Below are 22,753 nucleotides of genomic sequence, written 5' to 3'. Positions count from 1 at the left end.
GTACTTACGGGAGCAGGTGTAGATCGGAGACCGGGGAGGTGGGGGTGTCGTGGATGTCGAGGGTTCGGGGTGCGGAGTGGACCTGGAGGTTGGTGATGGTGATGTGGCGGATGGTTGGGGGGAAGGGGGTCGGTGGTGGGGTGGGGGTGGCGTGGTTGGTGGTGATGTGGATGGCGGAGGTGGTGACGGAGTCGACTTGGGTGTCTCGGAGGGTGATGTGCTCGATGAGGCCGCCGCGGTGGGGGCTGGTCTTGATGCGGAGGGCGTGGTCGATGGCGGGGCCGGTGATGTGGAGGTCTCGGGCGTGGATGGTGTGGATGCCGCCGGAGGTTTCGCTGCCGATGGTGAGGGCGCCGTGGCCGGTGCCGAAGCGGCAGGACTCGACCAGGATGTTCGCCGACGGGCGGGCGACGCGGCGGCCGTCGGCGTCGCGGCCGGACTTGATCGCGATGCAGTCGTCGCCGGTGTCGAAGGAGCAGCCGGTGATCACGACATCCTGGCAGGAGTCGGGGTTGCAGCCGTCGTTGTTCGGGCCGCGGCTGTCGATGGTGATGCCGCGGACGAGTACATCGGTGCAGAACACCGGATGCACCACCCACATCGGCGCGTTCACGATCCGTACGTCCTCGATCCGCACCCGCCGGCAGCTGTGCGGCTGGATGAAGCTCGGCCGGAATCCGTGCCCAGGTGGAAACACCCGCTCGTCGACCGGTACGCCGTCGTCCACCATTCGCAGCAGCCGGTTCCAGTCGTCGACCGGCTTGGTGTCCCGCCACCAGTTGTCCGAGCTAGCACCACCGTCCAGTGTCCCGGTCCCGGTCACCGCGACGTTCACCTCGTCGTACGCGTAGATCAGTGGCGAGTAGCTCCAGCATTCGATCCCCTGCCACCGAGTGCGGACCATCGGGTACGCCGAACGCTCGGTCGAGAACCGCAAGGTCGCTCCGGCCGATACCTGGAGCTCCACATTGTTCCGCAGCCGGATCGGGCCGGTGAGGAACAGGCCGGCGGGCACCACGACCCGGCCACCGGTCAGCTCGCACGCCTTGATGGCACGTTCGATGGCTTCTGTGCAGTCCTGGTCCGGGCGGGCGCCGTACTCCGTGATGACGTGGTCAGTCATGTGACTCCAGGGAGCGGATGCGGAGGGCGTTGGCGAGCGGGACGGCGATCACCCAGGAGGGGTTCCAGGTGTTGCTGTGGCCTCGGCGCTGCCAGTGGGTCTGGAAGAACGCTTCGCCTTGTTCGCCAGGGATCTGGAAGCCCCAGTCACCAGGGCCGGCAGAGATGCCTTGGCTCATGGCACCCATCGTGGTGCGGGCCGCGCCGGCCAGGTCGGGGCGGTTCGTGGTGAGGCCGAAGTCCAGGAGTTCGTACGTCGGGAAGAACGCGTCCAGGTGATGGTTCTGGACGCTGACGGCCGGCCAGCCGATCGCGTTGAAGCCGGCCGCTCGCAGCGGAGAGTCGAGGTCCAGTTCGGGCGACCAGACGTAGACCCAGGTGAGGAGCCAGTCGGCAGCGACCTCGGCCCACCGCGCGTAGAGGTCGTCCCCCGTCAGGCGGAACAACTCGTAGGCGGCGAGGAAGTAGTACATCCCCGCCTCCTTGTCCTCGCAGGCGGCGTCGAGGGTGGAGCGCGCGAACGGGCGGTCGAAAGTCCGCGCGTGCTGCCCGTGATACCGAGTCAGCCACGTCGTTGCCTCCGACAACAGCCAGTCGTCCCCGAGGACGACGGACGCCTTGAGCGTCGCCAGCACACACGGTATGCCGGCCGCGGACAGTGTGGACGCGGCGGGTTTGCCGTCGAGACGCCATCCGATCGGGAACGTGCCGTCCGGGAGCAGCGCGCCGCGCAGGAACTTCAGTCCCCCGGCGAGCGCATCCGGCCAGGAAGGCGGTACCGGCTCACCCTCGGCGCGGAACAGTGTGATGATCTCCGCCAGGTCCGCGATCGTCTCGCCGTACGCGCGGCTCGAGACCATCGCGCGGCCGCCGCTGCGGAAGCTGGTCCAGCGGCGGCTGCCGACCTGGTACGCGTTGTGCCGCAGCCCGGGCGTTCGTGTCGAGCTGCCGGCGAGGTAGAACTCGACGGCCGCGCGGCAGCGGTCGATCCTGGTCCGCTCGCCGGTCTCGAAGCCGACCCGGGCGTCGCACCAGGCGAGCTTCAGTGCCTGGCCGGTCCAGCCGTACATGAAGTGCCGTGCTTTCGCCGGGCCGTTGCCGACGACGTCGCTGAACTTGGTGTACCCGGCCACTGTCCCGTCCCGGTACCACCTGTTGTCCAAGGCAATGGTCTTGCGCGCGACGACGTCATCCAGGCCGAGCGGGTGCGCGCCGGGCTCGGTGAAGAGTGAACGGCCGGTCCGGACGAGCTCGCGGAAGGCGTGCCCGCGATACTCCTGCGGTCCCCAGTCGAGGACAAGCCGCTGCACGTACTCCTCACCCGGCCGCAACGTCAGGTAGCCGTCCTCGGTCGACTCCGTCTCGGCCTTGCTGACGTACCGGACGTCCTGCTTGCCGTCGAACATCAGTACGCCGCTCAGCGCCGCGATGACGGGCCCTTCCTGGCGGACGACTCCCAGCGAGCCGTAGCGGACCTGCCCGTCGCCGGATCGCCGAGGCTCTGGGCGGGAGAAGACGCTCAGCCAACGGCGTTCGCGACCGGCCCGCCACTCCAGGTTCACGCCGGGGATCGGAAGCCGGTCCTCCTCGGCGACGAAGCCCCCGCCGGGCTCTGGACCGATCCGGGGTACGGCGCGTGCCGGGTCCGCCGACGGGTTGTCGTTGTAGATCAGTCCGGGGACGGTCAGCTGGCTGTCGGTGACGCGGCCCAGGTCGAGCATCAGCCCGACAGCCAGATCGCCCAACCGCCGTTGGCCGGTGTTGCGCCACCGGAGCTCCAGGTCAAGCCGATCGACCGCGTCGAAGGACAGCCGGATCTCGACCGCGACGGGTCCGGTGCGGCAGCCGGCCCGATGCTCACCCGGCCGCCGCGAGATCCACCAACCCTCCGTCTGCATCACGTTGGGCTGCCATGGTCGCCCGGATGAGCACGTCAGCAGCTTGGCGACCGGGCGTTCCAGGTACGGCGTACTGGCGTCGACGGAGCCTAGGTGGAGGACTACTCCGTCAGAGGTTCGGCGGAGTTCAGCGGTGCGAGGGCCGGACGTGAGGGCTGGCATCAGGAGGCCCGGCGGATCTGGATGGCCTGGTACTGGGTGCCAGGGAGGCGGACAGTGAGGGTGTCGGTGACTGTCTCGTGGGTGCGGCGGACGGTGTGGTTCCAGACGTCGAGGATGTCGACCTGGTAGCTGCCGGCGGGAAGAGTGAAGGTGCGCTCGGGGAACTGGTGCTCGCCGAGGTACTGCAGGTAGTAGCTGCCAGGTACGGCGAGCGTCGGAGCGTCCCGGTAGTCGTCGATGGGCTCCACTCCGTCGGGCAGCTCGTCCAGGACCTCCCGGAGCAGGCGCAGCCGCTGCGCGACCACACCGGTCGGGCGGATTCCGCCCGCCGACCACGGTCCGCCGTCGGAGCCGACGTACCACTCGCCATGGGTGACGTGGGCGCCTCGGACGGTTCCCTCCCAGATGCGGGTGAGCAGCTCTTCCGGTCTGAGGCTGGTCGCTGGCGTGGTGCCGTCGCCCTCGTAGCCGCAGGCGTCGACGAGGACGGGCTTGGCGTAGTCGCGGCGGAGGGCCGAGACACCACGCAGGTTCTCGAGCGGCACGCTGAGGTGGGTGAACCACGGTGGACCGGGGTCCACGGCTTCTGGTGCTGCGTGGATGGCGATCAGGTGGTTGCTGGAGTCGCATTCCGCGATCAGCTCGGCCAGGTAGCGGGCGGCCGGGGTGGCAGATAGGCACCAGGTGACGTTGCGGTAAGCAGCCAGCCGGTTGACCAGGTGGCGGATCGCCGGCTCGTCGGAGGGCAAGAGGATCTCGGCGTCGACGCCAGCCGCGAGCAAGTCGCGGACCTGACGATCGAGGCGGTCGCCCCAACCGGAGCGGGCAAGTAGGCGGACGCGGGTGAAGGGTGAGGCGGCCAGAGCACGGCATGCCTCGGCCCAACGGTCGTCGGCCCCTTGGTCGAACCAGGTGGTGGTGAGGGGGTGGTAGGCCGTCCCGTCGGCACGCCGCAAAGTGGTGCCGGACGAGCGGATCGGCCCGGACGACGTCGCCGGGGTGCAGGTGAACGTGTGCGGGGCGACGGTGGTGCCCGGCGGCGCGTAGTGCCAGGTGCCTTCCAGACTGGGCATGAAGCGGATGAGCCAGCGGTCGTCGGCCTGGAAGGACTCCGCGTAGGCGGACTCGCCGGACTCGTGCCGGAACACCGTCGAGACCGGGCCGTCGACCTGCACCTCGAGTACGCCCCAGCGTTCAACCTCGGTCATCGAGTGCCTCGCAGGACTAGGTAGGGGTGAGTTGGGAGCGGGATGCGACAGGAGCCGGAGTACGAACCGGCGACAGGCGTGATGATCAGCGCCCGCGTGTCGATCAGGTCGAAGTGGAACGGATCGCCGGACGGAAGGTCCAGCTCGACGGCCGACGGTTGACGGTCGCCCAGGTAGTGCAGGACGCAGTGCTCAGGATCGAGTTCGCCGGAAGGCAGCCGCGGCAGCTCGGCGAACACCGAGCGAAGGAACGCGATCCGCGCCGGGCTCTCCCCGTACAGCCGCCCGCCGACCGAGATCCACGCTCGCGTCTCGCGATCGACGAACGATTCGCCGTGGCCGACGTACCCGCCAGCTGTCATGCCCTGCCAGAAGCGGTGCACCATCTCGTCCGCCGTGAGATTCCCCCACCGGCGTCCGGCGTTGCCCTCGTAACCGATCTCGTCGATCACGACCGGCTTCGGACATGCCCGCCACGCGGCGACCTCGGCGCCGTCCCAGTGCTGCACGCTCTGGTGGGTGATCCACGGCTTGCCGAAGTCGTACGGTGTGAAGACCTCGTACATCTTGGTCCCGTTGTGGATCGACCGCAGCCGCTGGTACGGGTCGTACCGCTGCACCAACTGCAGCAAGCGATCCCAGTCCGCGATCGTCTTCTCCCGGTTGAAGTCGTACTCGTTCGACAGCGACCACCAGACGTTCCGGTACGCCGCCAGCCGCGCGACCACATACCGCAGGTACGCCGCATCCTCCGCGGCCGTCATCCGGTCGAACCCCCAGACCCCGCGGTCGTAAGGGTGGAACAGGATCAGATCGGCCTGGATCCCCAGCGACTGCAGGTCGGCGACCCGCGCCTCGAAGTCGGCGAAGAACGCCGGATCGAAGCGGCTGACGTCGACCGACCCCGGCGTGGACCCCGCGAACGGCGTCCGCTCCGGGCGCATGCCGTCGGTCGGCAGCAGGCACATCCGCACCTTGTCGAAAGGTGCCGACCGCAACGATGCGAGCGTCAGCTCCTGCAGATCCTTGGACTGGTACGTCCAGTGGTAGCAGGTGGTCCCGATGCAGTCGTACCGGCTGCCGTCGGCGTACGCGAAATGATGGGCGCCGCGCACCCCGACCGGCCCGTGGTTGCCCGGGCCGGGCGGGACGCACAGCAAGGTACCGCGATGACCGTCGAGCTCGGGTGCGGAGCTGCTCGTGACGTACGTCCACTCCCCTTCCCGGTCCGGGCTGAACCGAGCCCGGTACACCCCGTCGCCGTCGTAGAAGCCGTCCACCGTCAGCACCCGGTTCCGGTACCGGTAGGCGACCCGGAACTCGACGTCGGCGAACGGGTTCCCGTCGGCCGGTCCGGTCAGGGTGAGCTCGTGCACTCCCCACCGCTCCACAGTCATGGCAGTCGGTCTCCCGCCTCGATCCAGTCGGGCGTCAGGATCACGTGCTTGATGGTCTTGCGCAGGTACGAGTACGCGACGTGCAGCCGGCCGTCCCGGGTCTGCAACAAGGTCGGGTACGAGTACCCGAACTCGTTGTCGCGGTACTCCTCGTCCTGCACCTGCAGGTTCCGCCAGTACGGCCAGGACGCGCCGTCGTCCTCGGACAGCGCCAGTGTCAGCGGAGTCCGCAGCGTCTTCCGCCGTACGCCGCCCTTCCCGTCGGGCACCCAGCGGAACTGGTCCCGCTCGGCCGACGAGTCGTTGAACACGAGCACGAGCCGGCCGTCGGCCAACCGCAGCACCTGGATCGCCGAGTTGTTGTTCGGCAACGCGGTCCGCTCCGGCGCCGACCAGGTCCGGCCGCTGTCCTTCGACACGGACCGGTGGATCCGGTCCGCCGCACGACTGCGGAAGTACCCGAGCAGCTCGCCCGGCGCGACCTCGACCGCACTCAGCTGCACCTGGCCCAGTCCCGATGGGATGTCGACCTTCGTCCAGCCGCGTCCCCGGTCGCCGCTCAGCTGGACGACCGTCGTCTCGCCGTTCCGGTCGCAGTCGTAGGCCGGAAGCAACCAATCACCGTTGCTCAGGACAACGATCGGGTTGCGGACGAAGCTGCCCGGGTGGCCGAACAGGACGTCGCTCGGCCCCCAGGTCAGCCCGCCGTCGCGCGAGACGCGGCGCAGCACCCGGGATGTGCTCTGGTCGTGCGGCTCGTTCGAGGTGTGCAGCAGCCACACCTCACCGGACGGCGCGACGAACAGCACCGGGTTCTGCTCGGATCGGTCCGGGTCCGACGACATCGGCACCGGCACCGTCCAGGTGTCCGAGCCGGCGGGGAGCCGGGACAAGACGATCCTCGTGTCCGGCTCCCCCTCCCCCGGCCCGTTGAACCAGGCGCACAACAGATCACCGGCCTGAGTCTCGACCAGGGTCGCCGCGTGACTGTCGCCCGGGTGAAGCGTCGGCAGGAGCGCCACGCCGTCCCGGAGGCGACCGTCGAAGCGTGGATCGATCACCATGTGAGTCCGGCGGCGACCTGCGCCTTGATGTAGTCGGGGATGTCCTGGTGCTCGGCCACCTGCAGCGCCGAGTCGACGTCCATGCCGTCGATCAGCACGTGCTGCCGGAACACCTTGTAGAGCGGGATGTCCCAGTACTCGGTGTTCTGGTAGTTCTTCACCACCGCGTTGTCACCCCAGTACACGCCCGAGGTATCGATCCCCTGCAGCTCCGGAATCGCCGTACCGAACGCGTTCACGACCGCATCCGTCTGCCGCACCGCCTTGACGCCGTACGACGAGAGCCGCGTCTGCGCCTCCTCCGACACCAGGTACTTGAGGATGTCGAGAGACTCGGCCTGATGCTGCGACTGCGGCGGGATGAACGCCGCCCGGGCGTTCGGCTGGTAGATCGCGGTCGAGCCACGCGACAGCACCGGCATCGAGGTGACGCCGATGCTCACGCTCTTGGCCCACTCGGCGTAGTCGGCCGCGTCGTCCTCCTCGACGTACAGCGAGCTCAGCGCGTAGGCGTTCAGCTTCGACAGCGTGTGGACCGCCATCGCCAGGTGGCCCGGGAAGCTCATGTCGCCCTTGAAGAAGTCGTCCACCGTGGTGAAGCCGTTGCCCGGCAGCATCAGGAAGCGGTGCATGTTGTCGGCGACCCGCTTCCACTCCGTGGTGGTCAGGCTCACCTTGATGTCCTCGGGGGCGGGCTGCTCGCTGTCGCCGGGGACGAACGGGTACAGACCGAGCTGGTTCAGCGCCAGGTAGTTGTCCGGGTGCTGCATGAAGCCCTTGTAGTGGTGGATCCCGTCCTGCTGGGTCAGCCGCTTGGCGATCTTGTAGATCTCGTCGTACGTCGACCCGGCGCGCGGGTAGCGGACGCCGAACTTGTCGAAGATCTGCTTGTTGTAGAGCAGCACGTGCTCGTCGATGAACAGCGGTACGCCGTACAGGCCGCCGTCGGAGCGTGATTTCACCAGCTCGACCGAGCCGAGGTTCAGCGCGGACAGGTCGATTCCGCCCTGCTGCACCATCGACGTCATGTCCTGGACCCAGCCGAGTGGCTCGAGGTCGCGGTCGATCCGGGTCCGCGGGTCGTCGATGATCAGGTCCGGCACCCGGCCGGCCTTGGCGATGTCCTCGTAGCGGATCGGGTAGTCCCAGGTGGCGTACTTCAGCTTCACCTCGGGGAACTTGGCCCGGATCGCGTCGCCGAACACGGCGTCGAAGTACCGGGTCGCCTCGCGGCCGTCGTCGTCGCCGCCGAGTTCGAACGGCTTGAAGTTGACCGCGAAGACGAACACCTCGTCGTCGTCGACGGAGAAGGGCTTGCCGTACTTGTTCGGGATCTCGACGGTGCCGGCCGCGGACCGGGCCCCGGCGCGAGGGGTGGCGGTGGTCGAACTGGCCGCCGCCGGGGCTGCCTGGAGTGCACCGCCGAGGGCGGCGAGGCCGCCGATCAGGGCGGTGTTCCGGACGAAGCCGCGCCGGGACAACCCGGGGGTCTTGTCCTCCGGACTGCTGCCGGGAGTGTGCTGGGTGTCGGACATGGTGAGCCTTTCTAAGGGGCGGTGGCGTCCGCGAGGACGCCCTTCAGATCCAGCTGTTCGGCGAGGTGACAGGCGACCCGCCGGCCGCCGACCTCGCGCAGCTGAGGTACTTCGGTGCGGCACCGCGCTTCGGCGTACCCGCACCGTGGATGGAACGGGCAGCCGGCCGGCACCTTGGACGGGTCCGCGATCTCGCCGCGCAGGACGATCCGCGACCGCTGTCCGCGCGAGGCCGGATCGGGATCCGGGACGGCGCTCAGCAGCGCCTCGGTGTAGGGATGCAGGGGCTTGGTGTAGAGCTCTTCGGTCGACGCGCTCTCGACGAGCTTGCCGACGTACATCACGGCGACGTCGTCGGCGACGTGCTCGACGATGCCGAGGTCGTGGGAGACGAACAGGTAGGTGAGGCCGGACTCCTCCTGCAGGTCCTTCAGCAGGTTGAGGATCTGGGCCCGGACCGACACGTCGAGTGCGCTGACCGCCTCGTCCGCGACGACCAGCCGCGGGTCCGTCGCCAGCGCCCGCGCGATCACCACGCGCTGCCGCTCACCGCCGCTGAACGCGTGCGGGTAGCGGTGCGCGTATTCAGCTCGCAGCCCGACGCGACGCAGCAGCGCGCCGACCTTGTCGTCGATCTCGTCGCGACTGCCGCCGCCGTGCACCCGCAACGGCTCGGCGATGATGTCGCGCAGGGTCTTGCGCGGATTGAGTGAGGAGTGCGGGTCCTGGAAGATCAGCCGCACCTGCGCGCGGTACGGCTTCAGTTGCTTCTCGGTGAGCGGAGCCAGATCGACGCCGTCGAACATGATGCTGCCCGACGTCGGTTCGTAGGCGCGCACGATGCAGCGGCCGAGCGTCGTCTTCCCGCAGCCCGACTCGCCCACCAGGCCGAGCGTCCGGCCGGCCCGGATCGACAGGTCGACTCCGTCGACAGCCTTCACCACGCCGCGGTTGCCTCCGAAGAACCCGCTGTGCAGCGGGAAATGCATGGTCAGGCCTTCGGTCGTCAACAGGTTCATCGGTCCTCCTCGCCGTACAGCAGGCAGGCGACGTCGATGTCGCCGGACCGCACCCGCAGGGGCACGATCTCGTCGCACTTGCCGGCCATGAACGCGTCGCAGCGCGGATGGAACCGGCATCCCGAGGGCCGTTCGTACGGCGGCGGCACACTCCCCCGTACGGCGGCCAGCCGGTCCCGACCCCGTTGCCCGAGCCGCGGCACCGAGCGCACCAGCGCCTGGGTGTACGGGTGCTTGGGATCGGTCAGCACCGAGGTGGCCGGACCGTGCTCGACGACCTCGCCGAGATACATCACCGCGACCTCGTCGGCGACCTGTGCGGCAACACCCAGGTCGTGCGTGATCAGCATGATCGCCATGCCGAACTCCTCCTGGAGATCCTGCAGCAGATCGAGGATCTGGGCCTGCGTGGTCACGTCGAGCGCGGTGGTCGGCTCGTCCGCGATCAGCAGCCGCGGCCGGCACGACAAGGCCATCGCGATCATCGCGCGTTGCCGCATGCCGCCGCTGAGCTCGAACGGGTACGAGTCGACCCGGCGGTTCGGGTCCGGGATGCCGACCCGGCCGAGGAACTCGACCGCTCGTTCGCGAGCCACGGCCTTGCTGACGTTCTCGTGCAGCCGGATCGCCTCGACGATCTGGTCGCCGATGGTGTGCACCAGGCTGAGCGACGCCATCGGCTCCTGGAACACCATCGCGATGTCGGCCCACCGCACCTGCCGCAGCCGCCGGTCCTTCGCGGCGAGCAGATCCTCCGGGTCGCCCGCGGACTCGTCGCCGTACAGCAGCACCTCGCCGCCGACGATCCGGGCCGGGCGTTCCACCAGGCGCAGGATCGACCGTGCGGTGACGCTCTTGCCACAGCCTGATTCACCGACCACGGCCAGCGTGCGACCACGCCGTACGGTCAGGTCGACACCGTCGACGGCCTTGACCACACCGTCCTCGAGCTCGAAGTGAGTCCTGAGGTCCCGGACCTCCAGCAAAGGCATAGCCATCGGAGTCCTCCTACTTGTAGGGATCCGCGGCGTCACGGAGACCGTCGCCGACGAAGTTCATGGCCAGTACGACGACCACGACCGCGAGGCCCGGGGTCAGCAGCCAGGGAGCGGTGGCGACGGCCCGGATGTTCTGCGCGCCCTCGAGCAGAACGCCCCAGCTCACCGCCGGCGGCTGCAGACCGAGGCCGAGGAACGACAGGCTGGTCTCGCCGAGGATCATCCGCGGCACCGCCATCGACACCGACGCGATGATGTGGCTGGCGAACGACGGCACCATGTGGCCGAAGATGATCCCGCCGCGGCCGACACCGTCCAGCCGCGCGGCCATCACGAAGTCCTCCTCGCGCAGGCTGAGGAACCGGCCCCGCACATCGCGCGCCAATCCGGTCCAGCCGATCAGCGAGAGGATCACCGTGATCGCGAAGTACCGGGTCAACGGTCCCCAACTGCCCGGCAGGGCAGCCGACAAGGCCATCCACAGCGGCAGCGTCGGGATCGACATGATGAACTCGATGACCCGCTGGATCGCGTTGTCGACCCGGCCGCCCAGGTACCCGGAGATGCCGCCGATCAGCATGCCGAGCAGGAAGCTGGCGAACACCCCGACCAGGCCGATCGACAGCGAGACCCGCGCGCCGAGGATCAGCCGGGACAGCAGGTCCCGGCCGGACTGGTCGGCCCCGAGCAGGAAGAACGGTTCGCTCGCCGTGGTCGGGCCGATCAGGTGGATGTCGGACGGGATCACCCCGAGGATCTTGTACTCGTCGCCGTGCACGAACAGCCCGACGTCGATGATCTTCGACTTGTCGACGGTGAAGGTCTGCTCGAACGTCTCGTCGTTGCGGGTGGACGAGAAGCCGTAGACGAACAGGCCGTGCTCGGTCGACACGTTCAGCCGCTGCGGCGGCGCGTACGGCAGCGACGTGTGGGCGGTGTCGCTGCCGGACGGCGCGAAGAACCCCCCGAAGGCCGCGACGAAGTAGATCGGCACCAGGACGATCAGACCGATCAGGGCGAGTTTGTGCCGGCGGAACTGCCGCCACATCAACCGCCACTGGGTCTGCGAGACCGTGGTCTGCGGTGCAGCATTCTGCTGGAGCATCCGGCCTATCCCTTCTGGAACCGGGCGCGGATCCGCGGATCCCACCAGGCCAGCGCGAGGTCGCTGAGCATCGTGCCGATCACCGTCAGCGTGCTGAGGATCAGCACGAAGCTGCCGACCAGGTACATGTCCTGGCTCTTCACCGCACCGAGCAGCAGCGGACCGCTGGTCGGCAGGCTCATCACGACCGACACGATCGTCTCGCCGCTGATCAGGCCCGGCAGCAACCAGCCGACCGTGCTGAAGAACGGGCTGAGCGACATCCGGACCGGGTACTTGAGCAACAGCTTCCACTCCGGCAGTCCCTTGGCCCGCGCGGTCGCGACGTACGGCTTGTGCAACTCGTCGAGCAGGTTGGCCCGGGTGATCCGGATCAGCCCGGCGGTGCCGGCCACGCCGACCACGACGATCGGGATCCACAGGTGCGAGACCAGGTCGAGCAGTTTGCCCAGGTTCCACGCGGCATCGGCGTACTCCGGTGAGAACAGTCCGCCGACGCTCTGGCCGAAGTACCGGAAGCCGACGTACATCATCACCAGCGCGAGCATGAACTCCGGCACGGCCATCCCGATGAAGCCGAGGAACGACGCGACGTAGTCGCCGGGCGAGTACTGCCGCAGGGCGCTGTAGATGCCGATCGGGAACGCGATCGCCCAGACGAACAGCAGGCTCGCGATCGACAGCACCATCGACAGCAGCACCCGGTTGCCGATCAGGCTGGCCACCGACTGGTTCCACGCGAACGACTGGCCGAGGTCGCCATGCAGCACCACGCCGGAGATCCAGGTCAGGTACTGGACCATGAACGGCTTGTCCAGCCCGTAGTGCCGTTTCAGCTCGGCGATCTGCGAGTCCGGGATGTCCTGGCCGCGGGCCTCGGCATTGGCGATCACCGTCGAGGTGTAGTCGCCCGGCGGCAGCTTGATGACGACGAACGTGACGAACGAGATGGCCGCCAGCGTCACCGCCATCCACAGCAGCCGCCGGACGAGGAAGCGCAGCATTATGCCCCGATCGAGAACTGTTCGGGGTGGACGATGCCGGGGGCAACTGCCTCGATCATCTGGTCCGGGACGTTGTGGAAGTCGTTCTTCACGACGCCGTAGGTGTTCGGGACGCTGCTGGTGCCGATGTAGTAGAACTGGTCGGCCGCGATCTGCAGCACCTGCTTGCCGAGGTCGAGCGTCTTCGCAGGGTCCGGCTCCTGCCGGGCCTTGGTGAACAGGTCGAGTTGCTTCTGCACCTCGGGCGGCGGCGTGATGCCTTCCTTGCCGTGAGTCTGGTACCACTGGGCCCAGCCGACGCCGTACCGGGCGCTGCCGTCGTTGGTCGGCACCCAGTAGTGGTCACCGCCGGTGCCGGTCGGGAGCACGAAGGTGCCACTGGTCCAGGTGCCGGCGTCGTGGTCGTTGGCCTTGACCCGCTCCTTGTAGAGGTCCTCGCTGACGGCCTGCGTCCGCAGTTCGACCCCGACCGCGAGCCAGCGCTTCTTGACGAACTCGATCGCCTCGACGTGATCCGGGAACGACTCGCTCACCAGCACGGTCACCGATACCGGCTTGCCGTCCGCGCCCAGCCGCCGTCCGTCGGCCGCCTTCTTCGTCAGCCCGGCGGCGTCGAGGTGCTGGTTCGCCTTGGCCACGTCGAACTCCAGGTACTGCGTGGCCAGTTGCTCGTTGTAGTACGGCGAGTCCTTCGGCGGAGCACCCTGCCAGGGCTCCCCCTGGCCGGCGTACACGGCGTCGATGATCTCCTTGCGGTTGATCGCGTACGACAGCCCGATCCGGAACTCCTTGTTCGCGAACAGGGCCCGCTTCACCGGGTCCTTGTGCGTCTGGTTGATGCCGATCAGCATCGTGTTGGTGAGCTGGGTCGGCACCTCGAAGATCCGGTAGCCGCCCTTCTCGCGGTTCTGCGCCACCACCGGCTTGTTCTGCGGCGTACCGAAGTTGCGGTACTGCATGCCGAACTCGCCGTTCATCACCTTGAGCAGCTCGACCTGGGCGTCCTGGACCACCTCGACCCGGCAGGCGTCGATGTACGGCAGCTGCCGGCCCTGGTCGTCGACCTTCCAGTAGTACGGGTTCCGGGTCAGGGTGACCGCGGAGCCCTTGCCCAGCGCGGTGGTGACCTTCCACGGCGCGAGCGTCGGCTGGTCGGGGTTCGTCCAGGGGTTCTGCTTCTGCGCGAACAGGTCGGTCCAGCTGCCGACGCCCGCCTTCTTCGCGAGCGCGTTCGCATTCTTGTTGTACTTGAGGTGGAACTGCTGGAAGTAGTGCTTCGGCAGCAGCATCCCGTAGGCACCCTCGCGCAGGAAGATGCCGTCGGCGATCTGGCTGAGCAGCGACGGCTGCGGCGCGGTGTAGGTGAGCTTGACGGTCCGGTCGTCGACCTTCTCGATCTTGGCGAGTTTGCCGGTGTCGGGCGAGGCGAAGGCGTCGTAGATGCCGTCCGGGTGCAACCCCGTGTCGCACTGCACCTCGAGCAGCGTGAACAGCAGGTCGTCCGCGGTGCACGGCTTGCCGTCGGACCACTTGAGGCCCTCGCGCAGCGTGAAGGTGATCTCCTTGCTGTCGGCATCGACCGTGTACTCGGCGGTGTTCGCCTCGATCTCGTCGTACCCCGGTTTGCCGGTCTTGTCAGACTTCCAGCGGACCAGCGGTTCGTACGCCAGGCCGTTCCACAGCCACTGGGTGTCCTCCTGGGTCAGCATGGCCGAGCGCCAGGTGCCGCCGTACTGCGCCTTGCCTTCCAGTGGCTTGATCACCGGTGGGTTCTTCGGCAGCCGCTGCTCCAACGGTGGCAGGGAACCCTTGTCCACCAGGGCTTTCAGCATCGGCGACTCCTTCTCGCCGGCCGCGGCGACCTGCGCACCGGAGCCGGCCGGCTTGGTGTCGAAGAAGCCGCAGCCAGGGACTGTCGCCACTGCCAGCAGACCCAGGCCACCTTGCAGGAGCCGGCGCCGGCCGATCGTTCGTTGCTCTCGGGACATCTTCGCTTCCTGCCTCACTGCTCGACCGAGATGTTGCTGAACTGCGCGGTCCCGTAGTCGACGAGGTCGTTGTCCACCTTGCCGCCGTCGATCGCGAATCCGATGTAGAAGGTCCGGCTCGGCATCACGAGCTTCTCGTAGCCGAAGCGGTCCCACGTGGTCTTGTCGGTGGAGATGAAGGCCTCGAACTCGACCTCACGCGCCTGCGGGCGCTCGCGCCGCAGCAGCCGTAGCCAGTACTGCTTGGTCGGGTCGAGGTAGCTGTCGTCCCATGGCCAGGGGCCGACGCTGGGGATCGGTCCGTCGGTCTGGATCCGGATCGCCTGCGCCTTCATGCCGCCGTCGTCGGTGACGTCCGGCGCTCCGCTCGCGTTGTCGCCGACCGTGCCCATCCCGCCGGCCACGCCGAACCCGACGCCGCCGTACATGAACGGAGCGGCCGGGTCCAGACTGTCGCGGATCATCAGGCCGGCCGTGATGCCGTTGGCGACCTTCGCGATCTTGTCCAGCCGGGCGGTGATCTGGGCGACCGATCCAGCACCGCCGACCTGGAGCTTGCGGTACACGTAGTGGAAGTTGCCGGTTCGGCCCAGGATCCGGCCGGAGCCCTTGATCGTGAGGATCCCGCCGTCGAGGCTGCCCGAGCCCTGCACCACCGGCTTGCCGACCGAGGCGGACGTCCAGCCCGGAGTACCGGCCTGAAGGTTGACATGCACCGGCACCGCGGCCGACTGGGTCGCGGTCCCGTTCCGGTCCGTCGCCCGCGCGGTCAGCCAGTAGGTGCCGTCGGCAACGTCCTTCCACTGGATCTGGTACGGCGCCTTGGTCGCGGTACCGATCAGCTGGTCGCCGGCGAAGAACTCGACCGTGGCGAGCTCGCCACCCTTGTCCGCGGCGGCGTCCGCCTGCACGGTCACGGTTGGAGCGGTCCGGCCGGGGATCGTCTGGTTGTGCCGCGGGCTGGTGATCCGCACGCTCGGGTTGCCGACCGGGTCGGGCACGATCGAGTTGAGGTAGTTCTCCAGATAGGTGTAGCCGTTCGGCGCGATCTTCTGCGCGTCGGACGGGTCGTTGGGGTCCAGGCCGTTGGCCTGCTCCCACCAGTCCGGGATGCCGTCGTGGTCGGAGTCCAGCGGTGCCTCGGTCTGGACCAGCGGCGGGAAGCCTCCGACCTCCTTCTGCGAGTTGATCAACCGGCCGGTGCCGTTGCGGACGTCGTTGACGACCCGCTCGTCGACCGCGTCCCGCCGCGGCAGGATCGCACCGGCGTTCGCCAGGACGGCCTCGTACGCCTTGGCCGCCGGCTCCGGGTCGAACGTCCCCGGGATCGGCTGCGGCTCGGACAGTTCGACGATGCCGCCGATCGGGTACCGGATGCCACGCCGGTTGTGCGCGGTGACGTCCGGATGGCCGTCGACGTGGTTGCCAGCCACGTACCACTGGCCGCCGCGGTTGGCGCTCACGATGACCGGTGCCACTTCGCCCAGGGTGGTCGGGCCGGGCTTGTAGTAGTTGCCGACGATGTTGATGCCGTTGGCCCACTCACCGCCGTACACCGAGGTGTAGCCGTGGTCGTAGACCACGTTGTTGAAGTGGTCGACCTCGAGGTTGATGCCCTCGGTGTAGCCGAACCGCGGCTGCCGTCCGCCCTGGTGGGCGATCAGGTTGTGGTGGTAGGTGTTGCGCTCGCCACCCCAGATACCGCCGTACCCGTGCCGGTTCTTCGGGTGCGCGGACAGCGCCAGGCCCTCGGAGACGATGCACCACTGGATCGTGACGTCGAAGTTCCCGTACGGCGACAGGCACTCGTCGACGGCCCAGCTGAACGAGCAGTGGTCGATGATCAGGTTGCGGATCTCCGGGCTGACCGAGCCCGGCACGTTGGTGTTGAAGGCGTCGTCGGCGATCTCGTTGCGGTCGCTGAGCCGGAACCGCACGTAGCGGATCACGATGTCGTGCGCGCTGCCCTTGATCCCGGTGCCGTACCCGGAGACGCAGATGCCACCGCCGGGCGCGGTCTGGCCGGCGATGGTGAGGTTGTTGCCGGCGATCAGCAGCTGGGACTTCAGCTCGATCGTGCCGGACACCCGGAACACGATGGTCCGGTCCGAGCCGGAGACGCCCTCGCGGAGCGATCCCGGGCCGGAGTCGGCGAGTGTGGTCACCTCGTACACGGATCCGCCGCGGCCACCCTTGGCCCACTTGCCGGCGCCCTCGGCACCGGGGAAGGCGGGCAGCTGATCGTCGGCTGCCGCGGTGCGTGCCGTCGGGACGGTCTGGGCCGAGGCCGTCGGGGCGATGCCGAGAGAGGCAGCGGCGCCGACGGCGGCGGTCGTTCCGACGAACGTGCGCCGGGTCCAGCCGGAGGGGATTTCGGTCATCGTCCACGCCTCACTTTGGGCCTCACTTTCGCAGGGGCGGCTGCCGATTGAGCACCAGATTGAATATCTAGTCGGCATCGAATGGATCGACGGCCTCATGGTTGCCGAGGTTACGAAGGAGTGTCAAGAGCATGACGCGGATGATTTGCAATCGTTTGCAGTCACAGGATCGCTCGTCGGCAATCGTTTGCACCGAAGTCTTGCCGGAGCCTTCGCCCTGATGGTTTCCTGTCAGCCATGCCCCTTCGCCCGCTCCCCCTCGGTGCCACGAAGATCACCGGCGGCTTCTGGCGGGAGCGCCAGCAGATCAACCGGACGTCGACGATCCCTGCCGCCGGGATGCGGCTCGAGGAGGCCGGAACTCTCGGCAACTTCCGTCGCGCGCCCGGGCAGGAGCCGCCCTTCGCCGGGAAGCTCTTCGCCGACACCGACGTCTACAAGTGGCTCGAGGCGGTCGCCTGGGAACAGACCCGGGAGCCGGCCGAAGATCTCGCGACCTGGCAGACGACTGCGAGCGCACTGGTCGCACAGGCACAGGAACCGGACGGCTACCTGAACACGCACACGCGACTGGCACTCGGCGGCCGGCGGTTCGGAGACCTGGAGAAGGGGCACGAGCTCTACTGCGCGGGCCACCTGCTGCAGGCCGCGGTCGCCCAGTCCCGCGCCACCGGCGATCGCACGCTGCTCGAGGTCGCGTGCCGCTTCGCCGATCTGCTCTGCAAGACCTTCGGGCCCGGGCGCATGGAAGGCGTCGACGGTCATCCGTTGATCGAGATGGCGTTGGTCGACCTGTACCGCGAGACCGGGACGGCGTCGTACCTGGAGCTGGCGTCGTACTTCGTCGAGGCGCGGGGGCGCGGGTTGCTGGTACCTCCCGGGCACCACGGGCCGGCGTACTTCCAGGACCATCTGCCGGTGCGCGAGGTGCGGACACTCGCGGGGCACGCCGTACGGGCGTTGTACCTGGCCTCTGGAGCGACCGATGTCGCGGTCGAGACTGGTGACGCCGAGTTGCTCGATGCGCTGCGGGAGACGTGGCAGACGATGGCCGACAGCCAGACGTACCTGACCGGTGGCGTCGGGTCGCGGTGGTACGGCGAGGCGTTCGGCGACCCGTTCGAGTTGCCACCGGACACGGCGTACTGCGAGACCTGCGCGGCCATCGCCAGCGTGCAGTGGAGTTGGCGGCTGCTGCTCGCGACCGGCGACAGCAAGTACGCCGACCTGATCGAGCGGACGCTGTACAACGCGGTGATCTCGGGGGTCTCGCTGAGCGGTGACAGCTTCTTCTACGTCAACACGTTGAAGGTGCGGCAGCACGCGTACTCCGACGACCAGCGTTCCGCGGTCGCGGGGAGGCAGCCGTGGTACGGGACGGCGTGCTGCCCGCCGAACGTCATGCGCACTCTGTCCTCACTCGACCAGCTCGTGGCGACTTCGGACGCCGATGGAGTCCAGGTGCACCTCTACGCACCGGCTGTGGTGACCGCTGAGTTGCCCGTTGGCAGGGTCGGGTTCGAGATGGCCACGCGCTATCCGTGGCACGGTCGGGTGACGGTGACCATCACTGAGTCGCCGGCGGAGCCTTGGACGCTGGGTCTTCGCATCCCTGCCTGGGCAGATGGTTCCAGCGTTTCCGGGCCGCTACGACGGCAGTGGTCTGTTGGCGACCAAGTGGTGCTGGAACTGCCGGTACAGGCGCGGCGTACTCAGCCGGACGATCGGATCGATTCGGTGCGCGGGTGTGTGGCGATCGAGCGTGGGCCGTTGGTGTACTGCTTCGAGCAGGTCGACCAGGACGTCGTACTGGATGAGACGGCTGTGGTGGCGGGCGATCTGGTCGAGCGGGAACGGCCGGAACTGCTTGGCGGGGTGACGACGGTCGAGGTGCCGGCGCGGGACGGGCAGACGTTGACCGCGGTCCCCTACTACGCGTGGGCGAATCGGACGGTCGGTCCTATGACTGTGTGGGTCGATGCTCGTTAGCCAGGCGCTCGGCGACCGAGCGGTCGGTGATGAGTACGTCGACCCATCCACCCAGCAGTGCGGCGCGGATGGCGGCGTACTTGCGCATACCGCCCGCGACCCCCACGCTGCGGAGGTCGTCGCTGCGGACCTGAGCGGCCGACAGACCGAGCACCCGCTGGTCGAGCTCGGAGCGGACCGGTTGGCCGGCCTCGTCGAAGAACCGGAGGCAGATGTCGCCGACCGCATCCTGGTCCCGCAGGACCTTCTGGTCCTCGGCGGTCATCGCGTTGCCGCTCTCCTTCAGCAGCGGCGACGGCTCGAGACTGCCGATCCCGACCAGCAGCAGCGTGAGCCGCGACCAGGCATCCATCACCTCGGTGACCACCGGGTCCTTCATCAGCGTGCGCTTCGCGCTCACACTGCCGACCAGACCGGGCACTGGCAGCAGGACCGGCACCGCACCGGTGAGATCCGCCAGCCGGCCGACCAGACGGGCCGCGCGGGCCTGAGCAGCCGGGTTGCCAACGCCGCCGAGGACCTGGACGACCTCCTCAGCCACCTGCGTCGGCCGCGGCGTCATCGATTCGACCGTGGCGAGCAGCGTCGAACTCCAGGACGAGATGCCGATCCGGTCACCGCCGGTCAGCGTGGTCTCCAGGTACACCGACGCGGCCGCGCCGAGCGCCGGGATGATGTGCGCGTCGTCCTCACCACTGGCATCGACGACGATCACCTCGCGCAGCCCGTAGCGCTGCTCGATCGCGTTCTCGAGCTCGGTGTGTACGCCGCTCGGCGGGATCACGACCGTACGAACGATGCCGGCCACCACGGCCTGCTTCAGCAGACGGGACACCCGCGGCTGGGAGATGTGCAGCTGCGCGGCGATCTGCGGCTGGCGCACGCCCTGCTCGTGGTACAGCTTCGCGACCTTGGTGAGCAGCCGCAGCTGCTCAGCCGACGGCTGCCGCCGGACCCCTTGGCGTGGGCCCTCTCCCGCGCTCGCCGTCGTCATGCTCAGCATGCTAACCGCATCGGAAGGTTCGAATGACCTACTACGAAGACCCTGGACCCGGGTACGGCGTACTGGCTCCGCGGGCCGCGATCCGGACCGACGCACCGTCGATCTGTCTGAACGGGAGCTGGCGGTTTCACCTTGCGGAGTCGGTGGCCGAGGCGCCCGATGGGTTCGAGCGGGACGACTTCGACGACTCGGACTGGGCCGTTCTTCCGGTGCCGTCCAGTTGGCCGATGTACGGGCACGGGCGGCCGGCGTACACGAATCAGGCCTATCCGTTCCCGGTCGATCCGCCGGACGTGCCGACCGAGAACCCGACCGGCGACCATCGGCTGGTGTTCGAGCTGCCGCCGTCGTGGAGTGGACCGACGGTACTGCGCTTCGACGGCGTCGACTCGTGTGCGCGGGTGTGGCTGAACGGGGTGGAGCTCGGGGTGACGCGCGGGAGCCGGGTGCCGGCCGAGTTCGCGGTCGGTGAGGTACTGCGGCCGGGGCGGAACGTGCTCGCGGTCCGCGTGCACCAGTGGTCATCCGGGAGCTATCTCGAGGATCAGGACATGTGGTGGCTGCCGGGGATCTTCCGCGACGTCACGCTGATCGCACGGCCGGTCGACGGGGTGGGCGATGTCTTCGTGCATGCGGACTACGCGGATGGTGCCGGGATCCTGAAGGTCGAGGCCGGGCCGGGCGCGGTCGTGCGCATCGCGGAGCTGGAGGTCGAGGCGCCGGCCGGCCAGACGCTGACGATCCCCGGGGTCGAGCCGTGGTCGGCGGAGATGCCGCGTTTGTACGACGCCGTGGTGGAGACCGCCGGTGAGAGCGTCGCGTTGCGGATCGGATTCCGCACGGTGGCGATCGTCGACGGGGTGCTCACGGTCAACGGCCGGCGGGTGCTGTTCCACGGGGTCAACCGGCACGAGCACGATCCCGTGCTGGGCCGCGTCGTACCCGAGGAGCGGCTGCGGCAGGAACTGCTGGTGATGAAGCAGCACAACATCAACGCGATCCGGACCAGCCACTACCCGCCGGACTCGCGGCTGCTGGAGCTGTGCGACGAACTCGGGTTCTGGGTGATGGACGAGTGCGACTACGAGACCCACGGCTTCTTCCTGCTGGACTGGCACGGGAACCCTGCCGGCGATCCGCGCTTCCTGGACGCGTCGGTGGACCGGATGCGGCGGATGGTCGAGCGGGACAAGAACCACCCGTGCGTGGTGATGTGGTCGCTGGGCAACGAGGCCGGGATCGGCCGGAACCTCACCGCGATGGCGGAGTGGACGCGGGAGCGGGATCCGTCGCGGCCGCTGCACTACGAAGGCGATCCGAGCTGTGCGGACGTGGACGTGTACAGCCGGATGTACGCCGCTCATGCCGAGGTCGAGGAGATCGGGAAGCGGGCCGAGCCGCCGCTGGACGATCCGGTGCTGGACGCACGGCGGCGGGCGATGCCGTTCGTGCTGTGCGAGTACTCGCATGCCGGAGGCAACGGTCCTGGTGGACTGCCGGAGTACGAGGAACTGTTCCACCGGTACGAGCGGTGCCAAGGCGGATTCCTCTGGGAGTGGATGGAACATGGCATCCTGCGGCCGGACGGCACCTATGCGTACGGCGGTGACTTCGGCGAGGAACTGCACGACGGCAACTACGTCCTCGACGGCCTCGTCTTCCCCGACCTCACTCCCCAGCCAGTCCTCCTCGAAGTCCGCAAAGCCTTCGAGCCCGTCCACCTCACCATCACCGCCAACACCCTCCGCCTCGCCAACAGGTACGACGTCCTGGACACGTCACACCTGTCACTCCAGTGGTCAGCCGCAGACGAAGGCGAGGTCATCGCCCGCGGCACTCTGGACCTCCCCACGATCCCAGCAGGCGGCGAGGCAACCGTCCCCCTCCCCTCGATCACCGCGCCGATGCAGAACCGTGAACGCTGGCTGACGGTCCGCGCAGTACTGAAGACCGACACCGCCTGGGCATCCACGGGCCACGAGATCGCCTTCACCCAGTCACGACTCGCGCCGCCGCTCGCCCCAACCCACCGTCCGGTGGGTCAGCCCATCAGACGGATCGGGCCGGAGGGCGAGGTCCGGCTGGGGGGTGGGCGATTCTGCGGGAGGACGGGACGCCTGCTCGGGTTGTCCGGCTGGGAGGTGGTGCACGTGCCGTTGGAGTTGTGGCGGGCGCCTACTCAACACGACGCCCGGACGTGGGACGCGACGACGCGAGATCGGAAGGCGAGATGGGCTGCCGCTGGGCTGCATCGGTTGCGGTACCGGACGGTGTCGGTGGAGCCGACCGGGGACGAACTGGTCGTGGTGACGATGGTCGGCGCCGCGGCCACTGACGCTCGGGTGCTGACGACGTACCGCTGGACTTCGGACGGCGATCGGGTGACCGCGGACGTCGAAGTCGAGCCGGTCGGCGAATGGACCGTGCCGTGGGCGCGCCTCGGGGTGACGTTCGGCCTGCCGGCAGGGTTCGACCGCGTGACCTGGTTCGGCCTCGGCCCCGGTCAGGCGTACCCGGACTCCCGGGCGGCCGCGCGGGTCGGCCGCTACACCTCGACGATCGACGACCTCCAGGTCCCGTACATCTACCCCCAGGAGAACGGCGCACGCGGCGACGTCCGCTGGGCAGAGTTGTCCGGGACCGCCGGGAAGCTCACGCTGACCGCCGAGCCGCACCTGGCCCTGACTCTCCGCAGATGGACCCTCGCCGAACTGGCAGACGCCGGGCATCGAGAAGATCTGGTGCCCACCGATCACCTCTGGATGACCCTGGACGCCCTGCAGCACGGCCTGGGCAGCCCGACCAGCGGCGCGCCGATCCTCCCGCCCCACGACCTACAACCCCGGCCACACCACTTCCGCTTCAGCCTCGGCTGAGCAG

At 68.5% G+C, this 22,753-nt stretch carries 15 protein-coding genes; 2 read left to right on the top strand and 13 right to left on the bottom strand.

The window, feature by feature from the left end:
* Positions 1-4: 4 nt before the first annotated feature.
* The 12 genes from ACGFH6_RS40290 to ACGFH6_RS40235 form a co-directional block, all read right to left on the bottom strand.
* Positions 5-1,123, bottom strand: a complete 1,119-nt coding sequence (locus ACGFH6_RS40290; protein ID WP_393395614.1) for a glycoside hydrolase family 28 protein — start codon at positions 1,121-1,123, stop codon at positions 5-7.
* Complete coding sequence (locus ACGFH6_RS40285; RefSeq protein ID WP_393395611.1) at positions 1,116-3,020, bottom strand: hypothetical protein; 1,905 nt, start codon at positions 3,018-3,020, stop codon at positions 1,116-1,118. Before ACGFH6_RS40285 ends, ACGFH6_RS40290 begins: the two co-directional genes overlap by 8 nt.
* A 161-nt stretch (positions 3,021-3,181) precedes the next feature.
* Complete coding sequence (locus ACGFH6_RS40280; protein ID WP_393395608.1) at positions 3,182-4,390, bottom strand: DUF5605 domain-containing protein; 1,209 nt, start codon at positions 4,388-4,390, stop codon at positions 3,182-3,184.
* Positions 4,387-5,787: a DUF5060 domain-containing protein gene (locus ACGFH6_RS40275; protein ID WP_393395605.1), complete on the bottom strand. Its 1,401-nt coding sequence runs from the start codon at positions 5,785-5,787 to the stop codon at positions 4,387-4,389. Before ACGFH6_RS40275 ends, ACGFH6_RS40280 begins: the two co-directional genes overlap by 4 nt.
* A complete protein-coding gene (locus ACGFH6_RS40270; protein ID WP_393395601.1) occupies positions 5,784-6,851 on the bottom strand; it encodes an exo-alpha-sialidase in 1,068 nt (355 codons plus the stop codon). The genes ACGFH6_RS40275 and ACGFH6_RS40270 overlap by 4 nt, the downstream gene beginning before the upstream one ends.
* Complete coding sequence (locus tag ACGFH6_RS40265; RefSeq protein WP_393395598.1) at positions 6,845-8,386, bottom strand: ABC transporter substrate-binding protein; 1,542 nt, start codon at positions 8,384-8,386, stop codon at positions 6,845-6,847. The genes ACGFH6_RS40270 and ACGFH6_RS40265 overlap by 7 nt, the downstream gene beginning before the upstream one ends.
* An 11-nt stretch (positions 8,387-8,397) precedes the next feature.
* The gene (locus ACGFH6_RS40260) at positions 8,398-9,405 is read right to left on the bottom strand and encodes an ABC transporter ATP-binding protein (RefSeq protein ID WP_393395595.1); all 1,008 of its coding nucleotides are present in this window, start codon (positions 9,403-9,405) and stop codon (positions 8,398-8,400) included.
* The gene (locus ACGFH6_RS40255; protein ID WP_393395592.1) at positions 9,402-10,403 is read right to left on the bottom strand and encodes an ABC transporter ATP-binding protein; all 1,002 of its coding nucleotides are present in this window, start codon (positions 10,401-10,403) and stop codon (positions 9,402-9,404) included. The genes ACGFH6_RS40260 and ACGFH6_RS40255 overlap by 4 nt, the downstream gene beginning before the upstream one ends.
* Positions 10,404-10,413: 10 nt before the next feature.
* A complete protein-coding gene (locus ACGFH6_RS40250; protein WP_393395588.1) occupies positions 10,414-11,508 on the bottom strand; it encodes an ABC transporter permease in 1,095 nt (364 codons plus the stop codon).
* Positions 11,509-11,513: 5 nt separating this feature from the next.
* A complete protein-coding gene (locus ACGFH6_RS40245; protein WP_393395585.1) occupies positions 11,514-12,512 on the bottom strand; it encodes an ABC transporter permease in 999 nt (332 codons plus the stop codon).
* Positions 12,512-14,500, bottom strand: a complete 1,989-nt coding sequence (locus ACGFH6_RS40240) for an ABC transporter substrate-binding protein (RefSeq protein ID WP_393395582.1) — start codon at positions 14,498-14,500, stop codon at positions 12,512-12,514. The genes ACGFH6_RS40245 and ACGFH6_RS40240 overlap by 1 nt, the downstream gene beginning before the upstream one ends.
* A 14-nt stretch (positions 14,501-14,514) precedes the next feature.
* The gene (locus ACGFH6_RS40235) at positions 14,515-16,881 is read right to left on the bottom strand and encodes an Ig-like domain-containing protein (protein WP_393395579.1); all 2,367 of its coding nucleotides are present in this window, start codon (positions 16,879-16,881) and stop codon (positions 14,515-14,517) included.
* A gap of 237 nt (positions 16,882-17,118) precedes the next feature.
* Here ACGFH6_RS40235 and ACGFH6_RS40230 point away from each other — a divergent pair, with 237 nt between their 5' ends.
* Entirely contained in the window at positions 17,119-18,870 is a 1,752-nt protein-coding gene (locus ACGFH6_RS40230) for a glycoside hydrolase family 127 protein (RefSeq protein WP_393395576.1), read from the top strand.
* Here ACGFH6_RS40230 and ACGFH6_RS40225 read toward each other — a convergent pair.
* Complete coding sequence (locus tag ACGFH6_RS40225; protein ID WP_393395573.1) at positions 18,842-19,864, bottom strand: sugar-binding transcriptional regulator; 1,023 nt, start codon at positions 19,862-19,864, stop codon at positions 18,842-18,844. The genes ACGFH6_RS40230 and ACGFH6_RS40225 overlap by 29 nt on opposite strands.
* 32 nt (positions 19,865-19,896) lie before the next feature.
* Between ACGFH6_RS40225 and ACGFH6_RS40220 the strand changes: the two genes are divergently transcribed.
* Positions 19,897-22,749, top strand: coding sequence for a glycoside hydrolase family 2 TIM barrel-domain containing protein (locus ACGFH6_RS40220; RefSeq protein ID WP_393395570.1), 2,853 nt, complete (start codon positions 19,897-19,899; stop codon positions 22,747-22,749).
* The last annotated feature ends 4 nt before the right edge of the window (positions 22,750-22,753 follow it).

It is taken from the genome of Kribbella sp. NPDC049227, from assembly GCF_043197265.1.
In the GTDB taxonomy this organism is placed as follows: Bacteria; Actinomycetota; Actinomycetes; order Propionibacteriales; family Kribbellaceae; genus Kribbella.
This window is presented reverse-complemented; position numbering and strand designations above follow the sequence as displayed.

What these genes read in the sequence shown, in the direction of transcription:
- ACGFH6_RS40290 (WP_393395614.1), bottom strand. Translation starts at nt 1,123, where the DNA reads ATGACTGACCACGTCATCACGGAGTACGGCGCCCGCCCGGACCAGGAC.
- ACGFH6_RS40285 (WP_393395611.1), bottom strand. Translation starts at nt 3,020, where the DNA reads ATGCAGACGGAGGGTTGGTGGATCTCGCGGCGGCCGGGTGAGCATCGG.
- ACGFH6_RS40280 (WP_393395608.1), bottom strand. Translation starts at nt 4,390, where the DNA reads ATGACCGAGGTTGAACGCTGGGGCGTACTCGAGGTGCAGGTCGACGGC.
- ACGFH6_RS40275 (WP_393395605.1), bottom strand. Translation starts at nt 5,787, where the DNA reads ATGACTGTGGAGCGGTGGGGAGTGCACGAGCTCACCCTGACCGGACCG.
- ACGFH6_RS40270 (WP_393395601.1), bottom strand. Translation starts at nt 6,851, where the DNA reads ATGGTGATCGATCCACGCTTCGACGGTCGCCTCCGGGACGGCGTGGCG.
- ACGFH6_RS40265 (WP_393395598.1), bottom strand. Translation starts at nt 8,386, where the DNA reads ATGTCCGACACCCAGCACACTCCCGGCAGCAGTCCGGAGGACAAGACC.
- ACGFH6_RS40260 (WP_393395595.1), bottom strand. Translation starts at nt 9,405, where the DNA reads ATGAACCTGTTGACGACCGAAGGCCTGACCATGCATTTCCCGCTGCAC.
- ACGFH6_RS40255 (WP_393395592.1), bottom strand. Translation starts at nt 10,403, where the DNA reads ATGGCTATGCCTTTGCTGGAGGTCCGGGACCTCAGGACTCACTTCGAG.
- ACGFH6_RS40250 (WP_393395588.1), bottom strand. Translation starts at nt 11,508, where the DNA reads ATGCTCCAGCAGAATGCTGCACCGCAGACCACGGTCTCGCAGACCCAG.
- ACGFH6_RS40245 (WP_393395585.1), bottom strand. Translation starts at nt 12,512, where the DNA reads ATGCTGCGCTTCCTCGTCCGGCGGCTGCTGTGGATGGCGGTGACGCTG.
- ACGFH6_RS40240 (WP_393395582.1), bottom strand. Translation starts at nt 14,500, where the DNA reads ATGTCCCGAGAGCAACGAACGATCGGCCGGCGCCGGCTCCTGCAAGGT.
- ACGFH6_RS40235 (WP_393395579.1), bottom strand. Translation starts at nt 16,881, where the DNA reads ATGACCGAAATCCCCTCCGGCTGGACCCGGCGCACGTTCGTCGGAACG.
- ACGFH6_RS40230 (WP_393395576.1), top strand. Translation starts at nt 17,119, where the DNA reads ATGCCCCTTCGCCCGCTCCCCCTCGGTGCCACGAAGATCACCGGCGGC.
- ACGFH6_RS40225 (WP_393395573.1), bottom strand. Translation starts at nt 19,864, where the DNA reads ATGACGACGGCGAGCGCGGGAGAGGGCCCACGCCAAGGGGTCCGGCGG.
- ACGFH6_RS40220 (WP_393395570.1), top strand. Translation starts at nt 19,897, where the DNA reads ATGACCTACTACGAAGACCCTGGACCCGGGTACGGCGTACTGGCTCCG.